This is a genomic window from Nostoc favosum CHAB5714 (genome assembly GCF_020829495.1).
In the GTDB taxonomy this organism is placed as follows: Bacteria; Cyanobacteriota; Cyanobacteriia; order Cyanobacteriales; family Nostocaceae; genus Nostoc; species Nostoc favosum.
The window spans coordinates 88,160-108,859 of sequence record NZ_JAIVFQ010000018.1 but is presented as its reverse complement, the minus strand read 5'-3'; the positions used below and the strand labels follow the sequence as shown (position 1 = coordinate 108,859).

The following is a 20,700-nucleotide window of genomic DNA, read 5'->3' as shown; positions in this document are numbered from 1 at the left end:
CACAGTGTTTACTGTGCTAATATACAAGCTTTTTTACAAGAATCAGTATTGAGTCATAATAACTGCTGTTTTTCTCATCTGTAAGTAGGGTGAATCATATTGTTTTTGCGGCTCCTTTGACAATGCCAAAATGCCCATTGCTCATGAAAATAGCCGCATGGGAATAAAAAATCTCTAGCTGAGGTAATGATATGAATTAGTTATGAGAAAAGTTTATGGTCAGGTATGAAGCGATCGCATCTGATCAAAATAATTCGTAATTCGTAATTCGTAATTGAATTAGTTAAGGATTCCTACCCCGACTAATTATAGACCAGCAACTTTAGAATTTAATACAATACGGTTCAGTTAAGGCTTAAATATTAGTCAAAGTCAATTTTTTTAACGTAGACGCTGCATCGGCTTGCCGGAGGCTACCGCAAAGGACGCAAAGAACGCAAAGGAAGAGAAGAAAGAAATGCTTAACTCAACTGTATTGGAATTTAATACGGGACTCAAACTCAAAAATTACGTTAGCCTAGCTAGCGCGAAGGAATCCGCGTACCCTTGCTTTTAATTAAGCAAGCTACGCACAGCATTTCGTAGAGAGCATCATTACAAATTACGAATTACGAATTACGAATTACGAATTAGCTAACACCTACTTTCTTTCTGGATGCGCTGCATCCTCTGGTGAAGGAGTACCCATCCGGTTAATTGTGGCAATCATCTGATACAAGCGCCCCAAGTCGCGTTGATTGAAGTACAAAACAAGGCGGGGTAGTTCAACAGTTTCATCTTGTGCTTCTTGAGGTAAAGCCTGACTTTTTTCAATCCGTCCTTGAATAATAATGTCCCTGAAATTAGCATTGAGTTGCTCTACCTGAGCCTCTGATATATCTGTCTTCAGACGGATGACTAACTTCCCACCTACATATCGACAGGAATGATAAACCTGGTAAAAACGCGTAATGGCATCACAAGCCACATCCACGTTATCTGTCACCGTGTAAAGGCTGGGGTCATCAGGACTGACAAGACCATTTTGCACTAGTTGCTTATCAATATATTCGCTCCAAGACCGCCAGTAATCACCACCAGGGTGGTCGATTAAAACTAGAGGTACTGGGCCAAATTTACCAGTCTGGCTTAATGTCATGCATTCAAAAGCTTCATCTTGAGTGCCAAAGCCTCCCGGAAACAAGGCTACGGCATCACTTTCTTTAAGGAGAAACAGCTTGCGGGTAAAGAAATATTTGAAGTGAATCAGCTTGGGATCACCTTCTATAAACGGGTTCGCTTCCTGCTCAAAGGGTAACTGAATGTTTAATCCAAAGGAATTTTCTCGCCCAGCCCCTTCGTGACCCGCTTGCATGATTCCACCCCCACCGCCGGTCATCACCATAAATCCTAGTTGAGAAACAGCACGACCAAACTCAAGGGCCATTTGGTAATCTGGCGTATCTGGCGCTAGACGAGCAGAACCAAAGATGGTGACTTTGCGAACGTGCCGATAATCATAGAAAAGCTGGAAACCGCGCTCCATATCTGCTAATGCAGCCGACAAGATTTTCCAATCCAGACGCTCAATTTCGGTATCAGCTAGACGAACAATAGTAGCAAGTGCTTGCTGAATAAATTGCCGATTTTTTAATGTCGGTAAGCGAGTGATCAATTCAGCGATATCCGCCTGTAAAGACTCTAATGTGTCAAACGACGCAGATGAGGTCATGAGAACTGCTGCAACAATGGCATTATATTTTACGTGAACTACTCACACTCTAGCAAGCGGGATATGCCGAAGAATGACGAACCGCAGAGGCAATAGAGTTGCCAGTGCGCCCTTGCGGTTAAGAGACTTGTTCGCGCAGCGTCTCCCCTTGGGAGAAGCAACTGGCGCGACACAGAGGAAGAGAAGAGGCGATCGCACTATGCTAATAATTAGACATTTGCTGTTTCTGAGTTCATCATTCAAGCTGAAATATCCATAGATGGTGTTCAGAAATCGGAAGTTGGTGTTCAGAAATCGGAAGTTGGTGTTCGGAACTCGGAAGTTGGTGTTCGGAACTCGGAAAGTCGTGTTCAGAAATCGGAAGTTGGTGTTCGGAACTCGGAAGGTCGTGTTCGGAACTCGGAAGGTCGTGTTCAGAACTCGGAAGTTGGTGTTTAGAACTCGGAAGGTCGTGTTCAGAACTCGGAAGTTGCTGTTCAGAACTCGGGTTTTACCTTCCCCCTCATCCCCCTCATCCCCCTCATCCCCCTCATCCCCCTCATCCCCCTCATCCCCCTCATCCTCCTCATCCCCCTCATCCCCCTCATCCCCCTCATCTCACTTCAATCCCAGTTCTTCCTTCAACGCCTCCGGCACATTAACTGCTGTCTCTAATCCCCGCACATCTTCCCACTGCTGCTTTTTACCCCAGGTCATTTCTTCCATATTGGCGTCGCTGAGGTCAGCACCACCGAGAATAGCGTAGCTAAGGTTACTGTGGCTAAGATCCGCACCATTGAGGATAGCACCACTGAGGTTACTGCCACTGAGGTTAGCACTGTTAAGGTTGGCATAGCTGAAGTCTGTACCGAAAAGGATAGCGTCGGTGAGGTCGGCACCACTGAGGTCGGCTTCGCTAAGAATCACCCCACTGAGGTCGGCTTCGTTGAGAATTACCCGACTCAGGTCTACACCGGTGAGGTCTGCGCCTAAGAACATTGCACCGTTAAGTCTGGCGTTGTTAAGCTTGGCACCGTTGAGTTTGGCATAGCTGAGGTCAGCGGCGATGAGGATGGCATCACTAAGGTTGGTACTGAAAAGAATTGTGTCACTGAGGTTAGTACCGTTGAGGATGGCGTGACTCAAATCAGCACCACTGAGGTCGGCACGACAGAGGTCAGCATGTTTTAGGTTGGCGCTGCGGAGGTTGGCTTCACTCAGATTTGCACCGAAAAGGATGGCGTTACTTAGGTCGGCATGGCTAAAGTTAGCGCTGCTGAGGTCGGCGCGGTTGAGGTCGGCGCGGTTGAGGTCAGCGCGGTTGAGGTTGGTGCTGCTAAGGTCGGCGCGGTTGAGGTCGGCGCGGCTAAGGTTGGCACAGCTAAGGTTTGCACCACTGAGGTTGGTGCTGCCGAGGTCAGCACCACTGAGGTTTGCACCGCTTAGGTTTGCACCGCTAAGGTTGGCATCACCGAGGTTGGCACCGCTAAGGTTGGCACCACTGAAGTTTACGCCAGTTAAGTTGGCATCGCCGAGATAAGCAAGGCTTAGGTCAGCACCCCTAAAGTCTGCCCCAGTGAGGTTGGCATCGCCCAGGTAAGCACGCTTAAAGTTGCCGCCTCTGAGAAATTGCCCGACTATACTGCTAAAATTGCCAATTTCCAGGGCATCGCTATAGTTGATGATCCGCAGCAGTTGGGATGTGAAAAAATTGTCTGTGTCTGGTTGAGCAGATGGATAGAAGGTGATTTTTTGTTTGAGTTGATCTCGCTCTTGGGCGTAGCGGTGTAATTCTAACAGGAAAATTAGTACGTTTAGCCCTGTATATATGTCAACCTGTCTCAGCCCGATCGCAATATTTTGCACCGCTAGCTTTAACATTGTTTTCTGAGGTAGGTTATCATCTGGTGTCCCATCGATAAATTCTCCCTGACACCAGCGACGATAAAAATCTTCTAGCCGCCAAAAAAGCAGTTCTGGGCGAATTTTTTTACCAGTTACAACCAATTCCATTAGTTGGTTGACTATTTCTGGTTTCAGCGCCCCATTGCCCAGTAAATCATAAATCTCTTCATGCATCTGGCGATCGCCCACTCTAAAGGAAAATCCAGAAGGTAGTGTGCCTGATGTCCCATCGCCGATTTTAGAAGTCAAACCGCTCTTTGGTATTGTCCATTTTTCTAAACTTTCTTCCAGCCTTTGAAACCATAAACTTTCCTGTAAATTATCTTGACCAAATTTAACGCTTTTATAGGGTTCTTTAATACTTTTTCCTAGAGGTAAAACTGCTTCGGTTTTTACAGATGTGGTCTTTGGCATCTCTTCTAACCTTATATCCCTCACATAATTTCTCAGCAGTTGCCAAACTTGAGATAAATATGTTGACATTTCTGTGTCCGTTGTTACATTTAAATTACTGCTTTGATAATCCGGAATTAAAAATTTTTCTATGGTAGTTTGCTTGCCATTGCCAAAAATTAATAGTATCAATAAATACTACACGAAAAATATCATGCCTTGGCGATTTCTCCGATGGGTTACACCAACGCTGTTCCTGGAGAGCAGCTTCTCGCTAACCTGTAGTAAGCTCAAGTTTATTCTCCTGATGCAAATAAAGTGTCATCAGAAAAATTCTTTCAAGAATCAAGTTATTTTCCGCCTTTGGCTAATTTGTTATACTTTTTTTCCAAGATATTTACTAGTCTGATGTAAAAATAATACTTACTGTTTGTGAGAGTTGCAATTCTTAGGAAGAATCCTACTGTACAACAGCGTGAACATTGCGGAAAAATGACAACTAAAATTGAAGTCTAAACTTTGCTGCTTGATCTAAAGCATCTGAAAGAATCGATAAAAAGCAGGCTATATAGCTTTGCAAAAGTTAAAAATTAACTACGGAATAACTATCGGGGATACAAGGGATGAAGAACAGATTAACTTTTTATATGATTTTGTTACATGGTTTGTTTTTAGGAATAGCAACAGCTAGCGCCAAGTCACCGTCTGTTAACATTGATACATTGTCAGCCAACCATAAGGCTGTGCGGGTTGTGGAAGCCGTAGTTACAGCCAGAAGTGGAGAGAAATCCAATAATCAGTTAACGATAGAAACTTCTTCCTCAGCATTATCACCAAAGAATATCAATATTCCCCAGGAAAAGAGGCTACCGTCAGGGCAAGTTTGGGTGGTTAATCAAAATAAACACGCACAGCCTCAACCGTTTATTTGGGTAGTAAAAGACCTTAAAAAAGCAGGACAGCAACCATTCTTGCAAGTTGCAAAACCCGCAGAAAAGCCTAAACCTAGCAAAACACCAACAGCAAAGGATGATTTAGAGCCATTTGACGAAGTAATCAAAGACACTCAAAAGTCAGGGGGATTGTTCACCCTTTATCGCAATAAAGAAAAGAATAAAATTTATTTAGAAATTAAGCCAGAGCAACTCAATAAAAATTACCTAGCTACAGCAACCCTGGAATCGGGTATTGGTGAACGGGGTATTTACAGTGGTATGCCTCTGCAAGATTTTTTGTTTTATTTCCAACGAGTGGATGATAAATTAAACTTTGTCATCCGCAATGTTAATTTTCGCACACGTGAGGGAGATCCGCAGGTGCGATCGCTAGCCCGGTCTTTTAGTGATTCTGTTCTCTACAGCATTTCCCTTAAAAGTATTCATCCAGAACGCAAAACTCTTCTTATCGACTTAGGAGATTTACTACTGACAGATTTAGGTGGATTATCTGCAAGTTTAGGAGTTCCATCAACCACAGACCAATCTTATTTTGGTACTGCTAAAGCTTTTCCCCAAAATTTAGAAATTGAGTCAGTTTTAAATTTTTCTGGTGGCGGTGACCGTGACAGTGAAGTGGCAAGCTTTGCGTCACTAGCTGACAACCGTGGTTTTACCCTGCGCGTTCACTACAGTCTCTCCCAACTACCTGATAAAGATTATCGCCCGCGCATTGCTGACGATCGCATCGGTTATTTCATCACCGCCTACCAAGATTTATCCAAAGATGATCGCGGCGATTCTTTTGTCCGCTACATCAATCGCTGGAATTTGGAAAAACAAGACCCAAAAGCAGTAATTTCTCCACCCAAAAAACCGATTGTCTTTTGGATTGATAACGCTGTGCCCTTAGAGTACCGCGATGGTATCAAAGAAGGCGTTTTAATGTGGAACAAAGCCTTTCTCAAAGCTGGATTCAAGGATGCAATTGAAGTCCGCCAAATGCCAGATGATGCCACATGGGACCCAGCAGATATTCGTTACAACACGATTCGCTGGATCAACACAGTCGATGGTTATTTTGCAATGGGGCCATCTCGCGTTAACCCATTGACTGGGGAAATTTTGGATGCAGATATTCTTGTAGATGCTAGCTTTGTGCGGGCACTTAAGAGTGAGTATCGCAAAATCGTCCAACCTAGTCAAACACAAAATCGTACTAGTTTATCAGCTTTGATGCAAAATCGTCTACTTTGCGCCAATGGTTTAGATGCAAAAAACAATGGTGTGCCCCAGCCGGTGCAAGGGCAACAGGGTTTGTTGAACCGTTTATCGAAAATGGCAGGCGAGTACGATTTATGCTACGGGATGGAAGCTGCTAACCAGTTTGCCTTTGGTTCACTGGCGATGTCACTGCTGCCAGATACCATGGCCACTCCTGACCAGATGAAAGAATACATCAATCAATATTTACGTTTAATCATCGCTCACGAAGTTGGGCATACTCTTGGTTTGCGCCATAACTTCCGTGGTAGTACACTGCTATCACCACAGGAGATGAATAATACGGAAATTACCAAAGCTAAAGGTCTGACAACTTCGGTGATGGATTATATTCCTCCAAATATTGCCCCTCAAGGTACAAAACAGGGAGATTATTTTCCCAGCATGGTAGGGCTTTATGATGAATGGGCGATTAAGTATGGCTACATATCAATTCAAACATCAACTCCCATAGCAGAAAAGCCAATTTTGTCAGAAATTGCTGCACAATCCTATAAGCCAGAGTTGAGTTATTCTACAGATGAAGATGTGTATGACCTTGACCCAACTGCTGATGCTTGGGATAACAGCGGCAATGTCCTGCTTTATTCCCAGTGGCAATTGAATAATTCGCGGGTGATGTGGGAACGTCTCGATAAGCGTTATCCAATGGATGGTGATAGTTACAGCGATGTGAGCGAACGTTTTAGCACAGTATTGGGTAACTATTTTCAGCAAATATATTACACCACAAAATACATTGGGGGACAGTCATTCTATCGCATCCACCCCAGCGAAATACCCTCTGGAGTTAGCCAACGCCGATTACCATTTGAACCAGTCCCAGTTGAAGAACAACGACAGGCTTTAGAAACACTGCAAAAGTATGTATTTGCAGAAGATGCTCTCAGCTTTTCACCAGAATTACTGAATAAATTAGCACCTTCCCGTTGGCGACATTGGGGTAGTTCTCCCCAAGTTGGTCGTTTGGATTTTCCAATTCATGACTTGGTGCTGTTCATGCAAGGTTCTGTGTTGCGGGATTTACTCTCAGGCGATCGCCTCTCTCGCCTCAAGGATATTGAACTGAAAACGAAGGCAGAAAATGCACTGACTCTGCCGGAATTATTTGACACTTTGCAATCAGGTATCTGGACAGAAGTAATCAAACCAAAAGGTCAACCAATGAAGATTGCCAGTTTGCGCCGAGGCTTGCAGCGACAATACTTGGACATTTTGACTGGTATGGTGTTGCGAAAAGAATATGTTCCAGAAGATGCCCGCACTCTAGCTTGGTATAAACTCAGGCAACTAAATGAGAAACTTAAGGGGGTTAATTCCGAGGATGAATATACCAAAGCGCACTTATTAGAAACGCGCGATCGTATCGAGAAAGTCTTAAACGCGCCGTTGCAAGGAAATTAAAAAAGTTGTAGAGACGCGATTAATCGCGTCTCTTTGGCAAAATATATTTAGATGCCCATACAGGCTGAGAAAACAGTTTATGTCAGCTAGAGATAAATTTCACAATGTTGTGAAATCGGCATTACACAAGGACGGGTGGCGAATTACTCATGACCCTTTGCTAATTCGCATAGAAAATATTACCGATATGTACATTGACTTGGGAGCAGAGAGAATTATTGCGGCAGAAAGAGAGGGAGAAATAATCGCGGTTGAAGTTAAAAGTTTTATCGGCACTTCAACTATTTCTGAGTTTCATACTGCGGTGGGACAGTTTATTAATTATCGATATGCTTTCTTAAGAAATAGGTTCTGAGCGAGTTTTGTATTTAGCAGTGCCTTTAAACACTTATAACGATTTTTTAAATAAACCATTTATTAAAACTATTATCCAGCGCAGTCAAATCAATCTGATAGTTTATGATGTGGAAACGGAGGAAATTATCCGATGGCAGATTTAGATAAATATCGAGAGTGTATTCGTCAATTACTTACAGAATATGCTCAACGTGTCTCCTCTAATAATGAAATTGAAGCTCAAACAATTTTTGACGGAGAACAAGATCATTACCAATTGATATATATTGGTTGGCAAAATAGACATAGGGTTTTTGGCCCTGTGATGCATTTTGATATCAAAAACGGCAAAATTTGGATTCAGTGGAATGGTACAGAAGAGGATGTCGGTGAGCAACTGGTGGCAATGGGAGTAGCAAAAAACGATATTGTCGTTGGATTTCACCCGCCTTACATCCGGCAGTATACAGATTATGCTGTGGGATAAAGGCTTGTTGTCTAAGTGCTATTAAATTTACAATTGAGGTGGCATAGATAAAGGCAGAAAAAAGCTAATGACATTACAGAACTTGCAAAAACAGGCGCTACAATTATCGACTAGTGAACGCTGGCAATTAGTCCAAACCTTGCTGGAATCTTTACAGCAGGAAACCCGCCCATTGCAAAATAAAGGGAACTTGTCCCGATTGCGAGGGATTGCAAAAGGTTCAGGTGCGTCAGGTAATGAAGATATTGGAGCAGAATATATTAGCTATCTTACTGAGAAATACCAGTAATGCGAGTTTTGATAGATACTAATGTCGTTCTTGATTTTCTGCAAGAGCGTGAACCTTTTGTGGAGGATGCAGCAAGACTGTTTCAGAGGATTGATGCTGGTGAGGTTCAAGGATTTATTGCAGCAACAACAATCACTAATATATATTATATTGTTCGCAGAGCCGCAGGTGTGAAGGTGGCTGAAGACGCAATCATTCAAGTTTTAACAGACATACACATTTGTCCCGTTGAGCGCACTATCTTAGAACAGGCGATCGCATTAAATTTCCGAGATTTTGAGGATGCGGTGCAGTATGCCTGTGGAATAGCACATGGGGGTAGATGCAGTTATAACTCGTGATGTGTCTGGTTTTGTAGATGCTCTGATTCCAGTGATGTCACCTAAAGAATTAGATAGGATATTAGCTAGTGAATAAATCCGCAGAAATACCCCTCAATTTACTGCTATCCCTTCATAACTTTAGAATTAAGAACAGTTAGTAGTTGCTTCGATTTACAAAGTCTTTGTCTGTCTGGTGTAGAGCAAAGGAGGCAGCAGATAATAAAATTTACCTCTGCTACCTCTGCATTATCCTAACTACTCAAGGCCTTTAAGAACCGTTGCAAACTCTTAAATACACTGGGCTTTTTCGCAGGTGTCGCATCTGTTGTTGTTTGCGGTTGTCCTTTTAAAAGGATGAGATCCAACTCGTCACCCGATGGCTTTTTGGGTAATTCGGCAATTCTTTGATATTCGCCGTCGGTTTCCAGCCAAACTTCCCACTGTCCTGGGTAGCAGCGATATAGGGCAGTTTCATCATCTATAGGGCGGAGGTAATAGGCAGATTCAATGGTACTGATAAAACGATCGCGGATTTTTCTAGCTGTATAACCGATGCCCACAGTTCCAGCATCTTCTAGGCGGGGATTTAAGAAGACTAAAGGGCGATTGGCTATTTCTTGACATAGCTTTTCTAACTGCGGTACTTCTACCGAAGTGGGGGCGATGAATAAGAAAATTTCATCCTCTGGCTGAATTTTTGTCTGCAAAGAAGCAGCCCTTCCCGTACCAATATCCAAAATTTGAAATGGTGCATCAGCCCAATCGCGGCGGGCTAAAGCCGCAGCACCAGCGTCAGCAAAGAAAATCTTCAAACGGGAATCATATTCTGTAAACAGTGGCAGAAATTGTGCCGCCACCGGCATAAACTTGAGTTCTGGGAATAGGAACTCAACTTGTATGCGAGTACAGCCATCTGCAAGGGCAGCTTGGACGGCTACACGAGATTGGGCGATCGCATCTTCAAGACTATTGGGAAGTTCACTCATAGTTTATTATGTGGGTTTAGCATTACTCCCATTGTTCCAGTATTAGCTCTGATTGAGTAGGCAGGCGATGACGATCAGCCGCAGGATATAAAGGCTCAATGGGCGTTGGGTTTTGCGACGCCGTAAGCGTTGCGTTAGCGAGTATTCGAGCGTCATAGCCCGTCGTAGACATCGCATTACCGACTTTGGGAGCAATACACTTTGCATTTACGACTTTCAACCCAATCCCTTTGATTCTCTATCCTGTAATGAGTTTTATTACCTTTGCACAGTATGCGGATGATAAATCTTGTGCAAAGCAGGGGCGTTGGAGAATATCAGAAAAGAGATTACATTTATGTGAATTTATGGGTGGATGGTTGGGGGGATTCATCGCCCAACGAAGATTACGCCACAAAAGTAGCAAGGTTTCATACCAAGTTGTATTTTGGGTAATAGTAGCTATTCACATTACATTTTGGTTGAATTGGCTTTTCTTTGGGAAACAACTGGTGGGTTTATTTCTCAGCAGTGTTTTTAAAGGATAGGAGAAAACCCTTGCAAAACAAACTGTTCAGTCGAGATTCCCTGACTGCTTGCCCATTTATTGAAGAAGTGCGATCGCATAGAAGACACACTCACATTGCAGCTAGGATATATCCAAATATCCTACTTTGGGATTATCCGAAAATGGGTTTATTGTGTTCAATGTATATATAGTGCTAAAGCCAAGGCACAATGAAATTTGTTTTCAGCCAGGACTATGAAATATTCTGTCGCTGTATGATTGCGGCTCGTAAGGAAGCAAAACTCACTCAACAGACGCTTGCTAAATCCTTGAATAAGCCACAATCTTTTGTAGCCAAATATGAAAACGGTGAACGGCGGTTAGATGTAATTGAGTTTCTGTTAATTACTCGCATAATCGGGGTAGATCCTTGCGATATGACCTTTTCCTTTGTTCCAAATATTACAATTAACATAACGCCAACCGTACTTTTCTAAAACTGGATGCACAACAGCCCAGCCAATTTCTGAATTCCAAAACCAGAGTGTTGTGCATGGTATGGCTGCTTTTGACCATGCTTCAATATGAGGTTCATACCAATTAGGTAAATCAATATGATCTGAAGTATCTCCTTCAAAACCAAGAACACCGTAAGCTCCATCTGAAACGATGACTGTAGGCTGCTCCCAATTGTTGTAATGTTCGAGACTATCACCCAGATATAGAGCAACGCTTTCATCATTCCATGCAGAAAAATTTAAGTTGGTGTTGAGGTTGACTACTTTTCCCCGACCAACTGTGCTGGTAGGCTTGCGTTTTAAAGTCTTGGGTGAACTCGGTTCTGGGTTAGATAGACTCATTTATTGCTTTACGTGGCTCTCAAACTTGAGTACACCTGATTTTATCCTATTTTGGGATATTGACATAGCGATAACATAGGACTTACGTAAGAGTTACGGAATAACGAACCGCAGAGGCACAGAAAAACCAGTGCGTTGGGCAGGTTCCCTTGGGAGAAGTAACTGGCGCGACATGGAGAAACCAAAGTTTGAGAGATATTTTGCGTAAGTCCTAAAACACTAAAATTAACCAGAAACACGCTCAATAGGCAATATTTTCGATTCCGCAGTACGTAATTTATGATATTTGATTTAACGCTTAACTAAAGATAAATCCGGTGTCAGCCTTTGCAAAACCTGCTTCAACACCATCACTGTCCAATCCACATCAGCTTCAGTGGTATCACGCCCCAATGTGATGCGAATTCCCCCCAAAGCAGCTTTTTCTGAATAACCCATCGCTAACAATATCGGACTAGGGCTAAGTTTACCACTGTGACAGGCAGCACCAGCACTGATGCCAATGCCAGCAAGGTTTAGCTGTCGTACCAAGGTTTTACCACTAAGTTTTTCCCCATCGGCGTATTCTAAGCACATACTGATATGGTGAGGTAAACGATCGCAACCATCCCCTGTAGCAATTAAACCAGGAATTTCAGCTAATTGGGCAAAGGCGCGATCGCGTAACTCAATTAACCGTGGTGTTTCTGTAGCCAATTCTTCGGCTGCTAATTCTGCTGCTACACCAAAACCCGCAATTATCGGTACTGCTTGCGTACCAGAACGCAGTCCCATTTCTTGCCCACCACCACCCAGTAAGGGCATCAATTCCACACCAGGACGCACATATAGCGCCCCTACACCTTGGGGGCCATATATTTTATGACTGGAAAGGCTAAGTAAGTCTACTGGGAGTTGTTGCACATCTATGGGTAAGCGTCCCGCAGCTTGCACCGCATCTGTATGGAACAAAGCACCATGCGATGGCTCCGCCCGCCGCAGGCATCGCACAATCTTACCCAGTTCTGCGATCGGTTGCACAGTTCCAACTTCACTTTGACCGTAAATTATAGAAACTAAAACTGTGTTATGTCGCAACGCCGCCTTTAAATCCAAGGGATTAACTCTACCTTTAACATCTACAGACAAGCGTGTAACTTCCCAACCCCACATTTCTAGCAACCTTACCGTTTCAGAAATTGCGGAATGCTCCACGCTGGAGATAATAATATGTTGAGGAACAGCATACAACCGAGCCACCCCCATAATCGTCAGATTATTTGCTTCGGTACCACCAGATGTAAAGATTATTGATGCTGGATCGACAGCGTTAATTAATCCAGCAACTTGGACTCGTGCTTGTTCCACAACCGTTGCAGCGCGTTGTCCCCACTCATGTAAGCTGGAAGGATTGCCCCACTGTTGAGTGAGGACTGTTTGCATAACTGCGATCGCTTCTTTTCGAGTCGGAGTAGTGGCGCTGTAATCTAGATAAATTTGCATATAACCGATAATGGTGAGAACACACGTTGGTAGTAGGCTGCTGATCTTGTCAGCATATACAGTTTGAGTGGACAAATCCTGAAAAATCTCTGTAATGCCTCTAACAGTGGATTTTTCCCTTTACTTGGAAAGTTATTTTTCTACTTAATTCAGAAGACAAAATTTTGGGAATGATAAACATGTCCACTCCCAATCCACTTTTAACAGATTACAGTGCAACTTATCTCTAGACAAAGATATTTTTTATATATCTTTTTACTGATATTTCCCCTTGCTGCTTGTCAACGAGTCCTGTCTTTCAATCAGCGTCTACAACCTTTACCACAAGATCCGTTAATTCAAGTTTACTTTAACCATTCTGAGTCTTCAGAATACAAAGAATCTTACCGTCAGCAAACTCGCCTTGGGGATGATTTAGAAAAACAGATTGTCAATGTTATTACACAAGCTAAGTCTACAGTAGATGTGGCGGTGCAAGAATTACGTTTACCCAAAGTTGCCCAAGCACTGGCTGATAGACAAAAAGCTGGGGTAAAAGTCAGGATAATTTTAGAAAATATCTATAGCCGACCTTGGAGCAGCTTAACATCTGCTGAAGTAGGTAAGTTAGATAAAAGGGAACAGGAACGTTACAACGAATTTCGCAAATTTATCGATATTAACCAAGATAATCAACTTACTCCAGGGGAAATTAATCAAAGAGATGCTTTGATAATTTTGCAAAATGCCAAAATTCCTTGGATAGATGATCAAGCAGATGGTTCGGTCGGTAGCAGTTTGATGCACCACAAATTTGTGATTGTGGATAATCGCATTGTAATTATTACTTCAGCCAATTTTACTTTAAGCGATACTTATGGTGATTTCACAAATTCTAGCAGTTTAGGCAATGCCAATAACTTATTGCAGATTGACAGCCCAGAATTAGCATCTTTATTTACAGAAGAGTTTAACATTATGTGGGGAGATGGCCCAGGAGGTAAGCCGGATAGTCAATTTGGTTTGCAAAAACCGATGCGTTTACCTAAACAAATAACTTTAGGGAATACCAAAATTACTGTGCAGTTTTCGCCTACTTCCCCAACTCAACCCTGGAGTAACAGTAGTAATGGTTTAATTGGCAAAACTTTAGATTCAGCAACCAAATTTGTTGATATGGCGTTATTTGTCTTTTCTGATCAGCGTCTTGCCAATATCTTAGAAAATCGCCATCAACAAAGTGTGCAAATTCGCGCTTTAATTGAACCACAATTTGCCTATCGTCCTTATAGCGAAGCATTGGATATGATGGGGGTTGCTCTTAGTAACAAATGTAAATATGAACTTGATAACCATCCTTGGCAAAATCCAATTACAAGCGTAGGCGTACCTGTGTTACCCAAAGGCGATTTGTTGCATCATAAATTTGGTATTATTGATGGTCAAACAGTAATTACAGGTTCTCATAATTGGTCAGATGCTGCCAATAATGGTAACGATGAAACGCTTGTAGTGATTCAAAGTCCCATAGTTGCTGCCCATTACGTGCGAGAATTTGCTCGTCTTTATGCCAAAGTTAAACCCGGCTTACCGCCAAGAATTCAAGAGAAAATTAAAGTAGAAAAAACACGGTGTCCACAGATAAAAACTTCTTCATCAAGTGAACTACAAGCAATTAAAGAATTCGTAATTCGTAATGACGCTCGTTCCGACGCTCGATGACTCGCTCATAGCGTTGCTATGCCGAAGGCTTTACGCTGCGCTATCGCTTTGCACGTCGCTAACGTAATTCGTAAATTTTGTTTTGTAATGGGGATTTAACCCCAACACAAAACAAAATTTTTATTGAACCGGGGGACTTAAACCCACGGAACTAGTTAAACAAATAAATATTAACACTGCAAATCTAGAAGAATTAGCAACTCTTCCTGGTGTGGGTAAGAAGTTAGCACAACGGATAATTCTTAGCCGTCAACAGCAAAAATTTACATCTTTACAAGACTTGGAAAGAGTTCCAGGAGTGAGTGCTAGAACTGTAGAAAAATGGAGCGATAGCTTGATTTGGTAGGGACGGACAGATGTGCGTCCCTACATGATTTTTATTCTATTTAGTTAAAAACATGTAAGATTACACAAATGCGATATTTAAGTGCGATCGCTACCTAAACTAATCAAACTGCGGAAATGCCCATTCTGAGAAAATCGTTTTGCTATTATTTGTTGATAAACCGCCTCATAGCCATCAGTCATTTGCTCAACGCTGAAACAGTCTTCAACATACTGGCGACAGGCGTAGCGGTCTAACTCGATTACCCGATCAATGGCGCTGATGCATTCTTGAATATCATTGCACAGGAAACCCGTCTTGCCGTGGGAAATTACCTCCTCAGTAGATCCCAATTTCATCGCAATCACTGGAGTACCCGAAGCCATTGACTCCACCATCACCAATCCAAAGGGTTCTCGCCAAGTGATGGGGAATAGAGTTGCGACTGCACCTCCCATAAGGGCATTTTTTTGAGCATGGTTAGCTTCACCTAGATACTCAATTTGCTTCCCGTCAATGTGCGGTTTGATTTCCTTCTCAAAGTATTCCGCATCAACGGCATCAATCTTACCTGCCATTTTCAAACGCCAACCAGCTTGTTTTGCAATTTCTATTGCTAAGTGCCCTCCCTTCTCAGGAGACATGCGGCCCAAAAAGGCTAAGTAGGGCGGATCTTCTGGTTGGGCGTGAAAATTATAACTGCTGACATCAATTCCGTTGTAAACCGTTGCTATACAGTTCAACCCTAACCTTGGTTCTCGTTGTGAATCGGAAATACTAACGTAAGGTTGTTTTTTACCAAAACTAAACATCTTTTCGTTATCAGAGGTAAAAATCCCGTGCAACGTGTGAACCGTAGGGGTTGTGACGAGATTCGCGTATGACAGCGCCCCACACCCGATATGGGAGTGAATAATATCAAACTCTTCGGCGCGTTCATAAACCGAAGCTAGATTCAGCATTTCGTAAACGCTGTAATCTTTAATAGTGCGATCGAGTCTGAGGGCACGGGGATGAACTGACACTAGTTTTGCCAGACTAATAGAATCTCCCGAAGCAAATAAAGTTACTTCATGTCCACGTCGAACTAATTCATCAGTAAGTAACCCCACTACTAACTCTATACCACCATAAGCTGGAGGTGGAACTCTCTCCCACAATGGCGCTACTTGAGCTATTCGCATCACAAACCTCCTAACAAATAAAACTTGAATTAAAAAGTTTTTTCTTTCTGTTGTTGTAGTGCTTGTAATTGATTAACTTGGTATCAAAAAGTAACTTTAGATACTAAGCTTCTTCACACTTCTCTCAAAATATTATGCTTTTACTTCTATATATTTTGTCTATCTTAGTACGGAAATTACCCACCCCTAAAGAGGTAAATCAATTCTAATTTATTAACTTATGTGTGATTTGGTACAATTTTAAATATAGATTTTTTTATAAATAAGAATTTTATAAAATCGTAAAAAATGAAGCTAAATATGGATAATCAGCGAAAATAGTCTATTATTGCCTGTCAATTATCTGATTTTAAAATCTTATTTAAAGAATAAATTGCGTAGTCACTTTTTGGGCGGCTTTCCGTACTCTACAAGGATAACTCATAGCCACCCAAAGAACACATTGTCGTAAAGTAGGTACTTTAAAATTAGAAGCGGCAAAGTTTATCAGGAGGCAAAAGGGAGAGAACAGAGTTAAACTATTGACTTATTACATTAAGTATGATATTTTTGGTTCCTATCAATAAAAATCAAATATAAACGTGAATATCTCTCCTTCTCTCAAAAAACCGCGTGTCTCATGGCAGGCGGTTTTCTCACTGCTGATGTTTGTGTTCATGTACCTGCCCATACTGGTACTTAGCTTTTATAGCTTCAATCAGTCACCTTACAGTGCAGGTTGGCAAGGATTCACTCTCGATTGGTATGGCAAGTTATTCAGTGACGATCGCATCTTATCAGCTTTGCAAAACAGTATGATAGTTGGTAGTTGTGCCGTGGCAATTTCAGCAGTACTGGGAACCTTGATGGCGGTTGGGTTGGCACGTTACGAATTTCCTGGTAAGAAATTGTATCAAGGTGTTGCTTACCTACCATTGATTATTCCCGATATTGCGATCGCAGTAGCAACCCTAGTATGTCTAGCAGCCTTTGCAATCCCTTTGAGTTTGTGGACAATAGTTGCAGCCCATATCGTGTTTTGTCTGGCTTACGTCGGACTTGTGGTTGCTTCACGACTTACCAATTTAGATCCTCACTTAGAAGAAGCAGCACTAGATTTAGGCGCTACACCAACGCAAGCTTTTATTAAAGTATTATTACCTCAATTAATGCCTGGTATTGTAGCTGGTTGTCTCTTGGCCTTTGTTCTCAGCTTAGATGACTTTCTCATTGCCAGTTTTACTGCTGGTAGCGGTTATAACACCCTACCAATGGAGATTTTTAGCCGTATTAGAACAGGAGTCAAGCCTGATATTAACGCATTGAGTGTGATGTTGATTTCAGTATCTGCGATCGCTGCTATTGTAGCTGAATTAATTCGCATTTCTGGAGAGAATAAAAGCTGAAAATAAAACTCCCAATTGCTAATCAAAATTATGCATGAGTTGGTTCCTTATGAACTTTTTCGAGTCGGAAAGAAAAGCTATATTAAAAGAGACGTTGCAATGTAATCTTTCTACATCTGTTGTACCCATGTATTGATATTTACTAATATTTATAAACGTCCCAATATCAACAAATATATAGGATTTATTCATCTTTCTGCCTTCGTTTGGAAAGAAGTTTATAGCTTTTCCTAATCAAATGAGGTAATCATAGCCCCCTCTCGAAGAGCGGGGAGGGGGTTGGGGGTGGGGTTCAGTACCTACTCAACTGAAAACCGCCATAAACACATGAATAAACTTCCGTGTTCGCTTCTCTACATAACTGTTTTCAATTAGATAATATTGGGGCTAATACCATTTCTTTGTGAGGCTGCGCCAAACCCTCTTAACTTCTTTCTTTCTTTCTTTCTTTCTTTGTGTCCTTTGCGTCCTTTGCGGTTCGTTTCTCTTTCTTTTTTCTTGTACTTAAATATGGTTTAGCGCATCTTCATACAGAATTGGTATAACTTTGGAGAAGATGCTATTTCCCCCTCATTATGCAAATCTGCCAAAATCCCAATTGCTCAAATCCATTCAACTCTGATAGCAATAGATTTTGCGTGAGTTGCGGACAAAGCAACTTTGGCAAACTTCTAAGAAACCGTTACCGCGTATTGAGACTTTTAGGTGAAGGTGGATTTAGCAGAACCTATGCTACAGAAGATGTAGACAGACTAAACGCGCCTTGCGTCATCAAGCAATTTTTCCCCCAGTTTCAGGGAACAGGACAACGTACCAAAGCAGCAGAATTTTTTAAAGAAGAGGCTTTTCGGTTGTATGAACTGGGAGAAAATCATACCCAAATTCCCAGATTACTTGCTTATTTTGAACAAGGTGCTAGCTTGTATCTCGTACAAGAATTTATTCAAGGAAAAACTCTCTTACAAGAAGTTCAGCAAGAAATCTATGGTGAATCACTAATTTGGGAACTTTTAGCTGATTTATTGCCAGTTCTGCAATTTATTCATACTCATAATGTCATTCATCGGGATATCAAACCAGAAAATATTATCCGCCGCGCAAGTGATAAAAAACCCGTATTAATTGACTTTGGCGGTGCTAAACAGGTAACACAAACCAGTTTAGGAAGACAAGCGACAGTAATTTATACCCTTGGTTATGCCCCAACCGAACAAATGGCTGGATTTGCTTGTCACAGCAGTGATTTGTATGCTTTAGGTGTAACTTGCGTGCGTCTTTTAACTCGATGTTTGCCGTTGCAGGATGCTTCTGGACAGGTTAATGACCCTATTTATGATGCCATGAACGCTAAGTGGTTGTGGCGTGAGCATTTACAACAAAAAGGCATTACTATCAGCGACGACTTAGGGAAAATTTTAGATAAATTACTAAAACATTTACCAAGTGAAAGATATCAAACAGCAGTAGAAGTTCTCAACGATTTGAAATTTGCAAAATCGAACATTGAACCTGTTGCTCTAAAAATTGTTTCGATGTCTCAACCCATATTACCGCCGCTACCACAAAAAGTAATAGTACCATTACCCCCCTTAGAAACCTTTGAATTTGACGTAGTGACAGTAGATACAGGTGGTAGAGAAGTAAACCGCATGAGTTGTAATGCAAACTTCTTTGCCGAAGAATTGGGTAAATCTGTCACATTAGAAATGGTATCGATTCCTGGCGGTACTTATATGATGGGTTCACCGGAGTGTGAAGGAGATGCTGACGAACGTCCTCGACATAAAGTTACCGTTGAACCATTTTTTATGGGGAAATTTCCCGTAACTCAAGCACAGTGGAGAGTAGTAGCAGCTTTACCCAAAGTCAAACAAGCTTTAAATCCTCATCCGTCGAAATTCAAAGGTTTAGATAGACCAGTAGAAAATGTATCTTGGTATGAAGCTGTAGAATTCTGTCTCAGACTATCAGAAAAAACCGGACGCGACTATCGTTTACCGAGTGAAGCTGAATGGGAATATGCTTGTCGGGCTGGAACTACAACATCCTTCCACTTTGGCGAAACCATCACCTCTGAGTTAGTCAGTTGCACTATCGAACCAAAAAGCAAATTCCGTAAAGAAACAACAAACGTCGGTAGTTTTGAAGTTGCCAACGCCTTTGGATTGTACGATATGCACGGGCTAGTTTGGGAATGGTGCGCTGATTCGTGGCACAACAATTACAGCGACGCACCCTCAGATGGAACAGCTTGGGAAGTTGGCGGTGATATTAATCGTCGAGTGCTACGCGGTGGTTCTTGGAGTTTCAACGCAGAACTGTGTCGCAGCGCTAGCCGTAGCTGGAATGAGTCAGACGGGGGACTGAGGGTTTGTGGCTTTAGAGTAGTATTTTCCGTAGAGGAGATTATTTAGCAATTTAGTTCAAAGGCTGTAGAAATTATGAAAAACAGAATTGAGAAAGGTGACATAGTACTTATAAATAAAAGTGGAAAATATCATAATCAAGTGGGTGAAGTAAGTGAGATTGATTACAATATTTTCTTCGTAAAAATAGTGATAGTAAAGTTAGGTAATCAAGAAGAAGCTTTTGAAGAAAAAGATTTACAATTACAAACTAAAAAGCCGAGTCTTGAAGAAGTCATTGCATCAGTAGACAAAATTATAGAACTAGTTGCTCAGATTTCTCACTTACCGACAAAAGAGAAAGTAGAGTTACCCAATCGGCTGAAATATCTGAAATTAGATATTCCTAAACTTGATAAGCAGTTGATTCTAAAAAACTTCGACAGTATAGATAAAATATTCGCAGCAACAAGAGAAGCAGACTCATCAGCAAGCTTTTGGCAGGAAATAGATTCTAATTTGGAGAAAATAAGCTGGTGGATTAGAACAAGCCTGTGAAACAAGAAATAAGGCGGCGAGAATAAATCAAACTATATCTTTTGCAAGCTTAAAGAGACGTAGCTGTGAGACACCATTTATAGCGCTTCTCCTTTGCATGAAGTCCAATTTTCAACCTCACCCCCAACCCCTCTCCTTATAAAGGCTACGGTGTACACACAAGTCATTCAAAATTCTGTTAGGAAGAAAACTAGATATCATAAGGGTTTGAGAGTGTATATCTGTCGCATTCTTTTTTCAAATTGGTATCAGAAAGCAAACTGGGGTTTGAGTAAATCAAATGGCATTTTGAGAAAGCAAAAGCTGATTTTACTTACGGAAAACACTAAAATCAGAAAGCA

19 protein-coding genes and 1 pseudogene are annotated in these 20,700 nt (G+C 41.8%); 13 read left to right on the top strand and 7 right to left on the bottom strand.

Annotated features, from left to right (window positions below):
- Positions 1–640: 640 nt before the first annotated feature.
- The gene (locus LC586_RS15005) at positions 641–1,711 is read right to left on the bottom strand and encodes an LOG family protein (protein ID WP_229485574.1); all 1,071 of its coding nucleotides are present in this window, start codon (positions 1,709–1,711) and stop codon (positions 641–643) included.
- A gap of 73 nt (positions 1,712–1,784) precedes the next feature.
- On the opposite strand from LC586_RS15005, the gene LC586_RS15000 reads away from it, so the two are divergent.
- Positions 1,785–1,970 (top strand): hypothetical protein, encoded by a 186-nt coding sequence (locus tag LC586_RS15000; RefSeq protein ID WP_229485573.1) that lies wholly within the window; start codon positions 1,785–1,787, stop codon positions 1,968–1,970.
- Between the two features lie 338 nt (positions 1,971–2,308).
- Here LC586_RS15000 and LC586_RS14995 read toward each other — a convergent pair whose 3' ends face one another.
- A complete protein-coding gene (locus LC586_RS14995) occupies positions 2,309–4,078 on the bottom strand; it encodes a pentapeptide repeat-containing protein (RefSeq protein ID WP_229485572.1) in 1,770 nt (589 codons plus the stop codon).
- 533 nt (positions 4,079–4,611) lie between these two features.
- On the opposite strand from LC586_RS14995, the gene LC586_RS14990 reads away from it, so the two are divergent.
- The 5 genes and pseudogenes from LC586_RS14990 (at position 4,612) to LC586_RS14970 (ending at position 9,064) form a co-directional block, all read left to right on the top strand.
- Positions 4,612–7,611: a zinc-dependent metalloprotease gene (locus LC586_RS14990; protein ID WP_229485571.1), complete on the top strand. Its 3,000-nt coding sequence runs from the start codon at positions 4,612–4,614 to the stop codon at positions 7,609–7,611.
- Between the two features lie 79 nt (positions 7,612–7,690).
- Positions 7,691–8,111 (top strand): annotated as a pseudogene (locus tag LC586_RS14985) (XisH family protein).
- Complete coding sequence (locus LC586_RS14980) at positions 8,099–8,434, top strand: XisI protein (RefSeq protein ID WP_229485570.1); 336 nt, start codon at positions 8,099–8,101, stop codon at positions 8,432–8,434. Before LC586_RS14985 ends, LC586_RS14980 begins: the two are co-directional and overlap by 13 nt.
- Before the next feature lie 67 nt (positions 8,435–8,501).
- Entirely contained in the window at positions 8,502–8,723 is a 222-nt protein-coding gene (locus LC586_RS14975) for a hypothetical protein (RefSeq protein ID WP_229485569.1), read from the top strand.
- A complete protein-coding gene (locus LC586_RS14970) occupies positions 8,723–9,064 on the top strand; it encodes a type II toxin-antitoxin system VapC family toxin (RefSeq protein WP_229485568.1) in 342 nt (113 codons plus the stop codon). Before LC586_RS14975 ends, LC586_RS14970 begins: the two co-directional genes overlap by 1 nt.
- A 233-nt stretch (positions 9,065–9,297) precedes the next feature.
- Here the strand turns inward: LC586_RS14970 and LC586_RS14965 are convergent, their stop codons facing one another.
- Positions 9,298–10,032, bottom strand: a complete 735-nt coding sequence (locus LC586_RS14965) for a DUF1995 family protein (protein WP_229485567.1) — start codon at positions 10,030–10,032, stop codon at positions 9,298–9,300.
- A 22-nt stretch (positions 10,033–10,054) separates the two neighbouring features.
- Positions 10,055–10,252 (bottom strand): hypothetical protein, encoded by a 198-nt coding sequence (locus LC586_RS14960; protein WP_229485566.1) that lies wholly within the window; start codon positions 10,250–10,252, stop codon positions 10,055–10,057.
- A gap of 10 nt (positions 10,253–10,262) precedes the next feature.
- Between LC586_RS14960 and LC586_RS14955 the strand changes: the two genes are divergently transcribed.
- The gene (locus tag LC586_RS14955; RefSeq protein ID WP_229485565.1) at positions 10,263–10,559 is read left to right on the top strand and encodes a DUF1294 domain-containing protein; all 297 of its coding nucleotides are present in this window, start codon (positions 10,263–10,265) and stop codon (positions 10,557–10,559) included.
- A gap of 190 nt (positions 10,560–10,749) precedes the next feature.
- A complete protein-coding gene (locus tag LC586_RS14950; protein WP_306423251.1) occupies positions 10,750–11,016 on the top strand; it encodes a helix-turn-helix domain-containing protein in 267 nt (88 codons plus the stop codon).
- Here the strand turns inward: LC586_RS14950 and LC586_RS14945 are convergent.
- Together LC586_RS14945 and LC586_RS14940 are read right to left on the bottom strand one after the other, a co-directional pair.
- Positions 10,921–11,379: a hypothetical protein gene (locus LC586_RS14945; protein ID WP_229485564.1), complete on the bottom strand. Its 459-nt coding sequence runs from the start codon at positions 11,377–11,379 to the stop codon at positions 10,921–10,923. The two genes, LC586_RS14950 and LC586_RS14945, sit on opposite strands and share 96 nt — an antisense overlap.
- A 291-nt stretch (positions 11,380–11,670) precedes the next feature.
- Positions 11,671–12,861: a cysteine desulfurase family protein gene (locus LC586_RS14940; RefSeq protein WP_229485587.1), complete on the bottom strand. Its 1,191-nt coding sequence runs from the start codon at positions 12,859–12,861 to the stop codon at positions 11,671–11,673.
- A gap of 213 nt (positions 12,862–13,074) precedes the next feature.
- Between LC586_RS14940 and LC586_RS14935 the strand changes: the two genes are divergently transcribed.
- Together LC586_RS14935 and LC586_RS14930 are read left to right on the top strand one after the other, a co-directional pair.
- Positions 13,075–14,562 carry a phospholipase D-like domain-containing protein gene (locus tag LC586_RS14935; RefSeq protein ID WP_229485563.1) on the top strand — a complete coding sequence of 496 codons (1,488 nt, stop codon included), beginning with the start codon at positions 13,075–13,077 and terminating at the stop codon, positions 14,560–14,562.
- A gap of 163 nt (positions 14,563–14,725) precedes the next feature.
- Positions 14,726–14,908: a ComEA family DNA-binding protein gene (locus LC586_RS14930; protein WP_438822903.1), complete on the top strand. Its 183-nt coding sequence runs from the start codon at positions 14,726–14,728 to the stop codon at positions 14,906–14,908.
- A gap of 77 nt (positions 14,909–14,985) precedes the next feature.
- Here LC586_RS14930 and LC586_RS14925 read toward each other — a convergent pair whose 3' ends face one another.
- Positions 14,986–16,071 carry a glycosyltransferase family 4 protein gene (locus LC586_RS14925; protein ID WP_229485562.1) on the bottom strand — a complete coding sequence of 362 codons (1,086 nt, stop codon included), beginning with the start codon at positions 16,069–16,071 and terminating at the stop codon, positions 14,986–14,988.
- A gap of 581 nt (positions 16,072–16,652) precedes the next feature.
- On the opposite strand from LC586_RS14925, the gene LC586_RS14920 reads away from it, so the two are divergent.
- The 3 genes from LC586_RS14920 (at position 16,653) to LC586_RS14910 (ending at position 20,359) form a co-directional block, all read left to right on the top strand.
- Positions 16,653–17,456 (top strand): ABC transporter permease, encoded by an 804-nt coding sequence (locus LC586_RS14920; RefSeq protein ID WP_309143378.1) that lies wholly within the window; start codon positions 16,653–16,655, stop codon positions 17,454–17,456.
- 575 nt (positions 17,457–18,031) lie between these two features.
- The gene (locus tag LC586_RS14915; protein WP_229485561.1) at positions 18,032–19,870 is read left to right on the top strand and encodes a bifunctional serine/threonine-protein kinase/formylglycine-generating enzyme family protein; all 1,839 of its coding nucleotides are present in this window, start codon (positions 18,032–18,034) and stop codon (positions 19,868–19,870) included.
- 27 nt (positions 19,871–19,897) lie between these two features.
- Positions 19,898–20,359 (top strand): hypothetical protein, encoded by a 462-nt coding sequence (locus LC586_RS14910; protein WP_229485560.1) that lies wholly within the window; start codon positions 19,898–19,900, stop codon positions 20,357–20,359.
- Positions 20,360–20,700: the final 341 nt, after the last annotated feature.

Coding starts and splice junctions, on each gene's coding strand:
- LC586_RS14925 (WP_229485562.1), bottom strand. CDS start 16,071: ATGCGAATAGCTCAAGTAGCGCCATTGTGGGAGAGAGTTCCACCTCCA.
- LC586_RS14940 (WP_229485587.1), bottom strand. CDS start 12,861: ATGCAAATTTATCTAGATTACAGCGCCACTACTCCGACTCGAAAAGAA.
- LC586_RS14965 (WP_229485567.1), bottom strand. CDS start 10,032: ATGAGTGAACTTCCCAATAGTCTTGAAGATGCGATCGCCCAATCTCGT.
- LC586_RS15000 (WP_229485573.1), top strand. CDS start 1,785: ATGACGAACCGCAGAGGCAATAGAGTTGCCAGTGCGCCCTTGCGGTTA.
- LC586_RS14970 (WP_229485568.1), top strand. CDS start 8,723: ATGCGAGTTTTGATAGATACTAATGTCGTTCTTGATTTTCTGCAAGAG.
- LC586_RS14945 (WP_229485564.1), bottom strand. CDS start 11,379: ATGAGTCTATCTAACCCAGAACCGAGTTCACCCAAGACTTTAAAACGC.
- LC586_RS14910 (WP_229485560.1), top strand. CDS start 19,898: ATGAAAAACAGAATTGAGAAAGGTGACATAGTACTTATAAATAAAAGT.
- LC586_RS15005 (WP_229485574.1), bottom strand. CDS start 1,711: ATGACCTCATCTGCGTCGTTTGACACATTAGAGTCTTTACAGGCGGAT.
- LC586_RS14975 (WP_229485569.1), top strand. CDS start 8,502: ATGACATTACAGAACTTGCAAAAACAGGCGCTACAATTATCGACTAGT.
- LC586_RS14995 (WP_229485572.1), bottom strand. CDS start 4,078: ATGTCAACATATTTATCTCAAGTTTGGCAACTGCTGAGAAATTATGTG.
- LC586_RS14950 (WP_306423251.1), top strand. CDS start 10,750: ATGAAATTTGTTTTCAGCCAGGACTATGAAATATTCTGTCGCTGTATG.
- LC586_RS14990 (WP_229485571.1), top strand. CDS start 4,612: ATGAAGAACAGATTAACTTTTTATATGATTTTGTTACATGGTTTGTTT.
- LC586_RS14915 (WP_229485561.1), top strand. CDS start 18,032: ATGCAAATCTGCCAAAATCCCAATTGCTCAAATCCATTCAACTCTGAT.
- LC586_RS14980 (WP_229485570.1), top strand. CDS start 8,099: ATGGCAGATTTAGATAAATATCGAGAGTGTATTCGTCAATTACTTACA.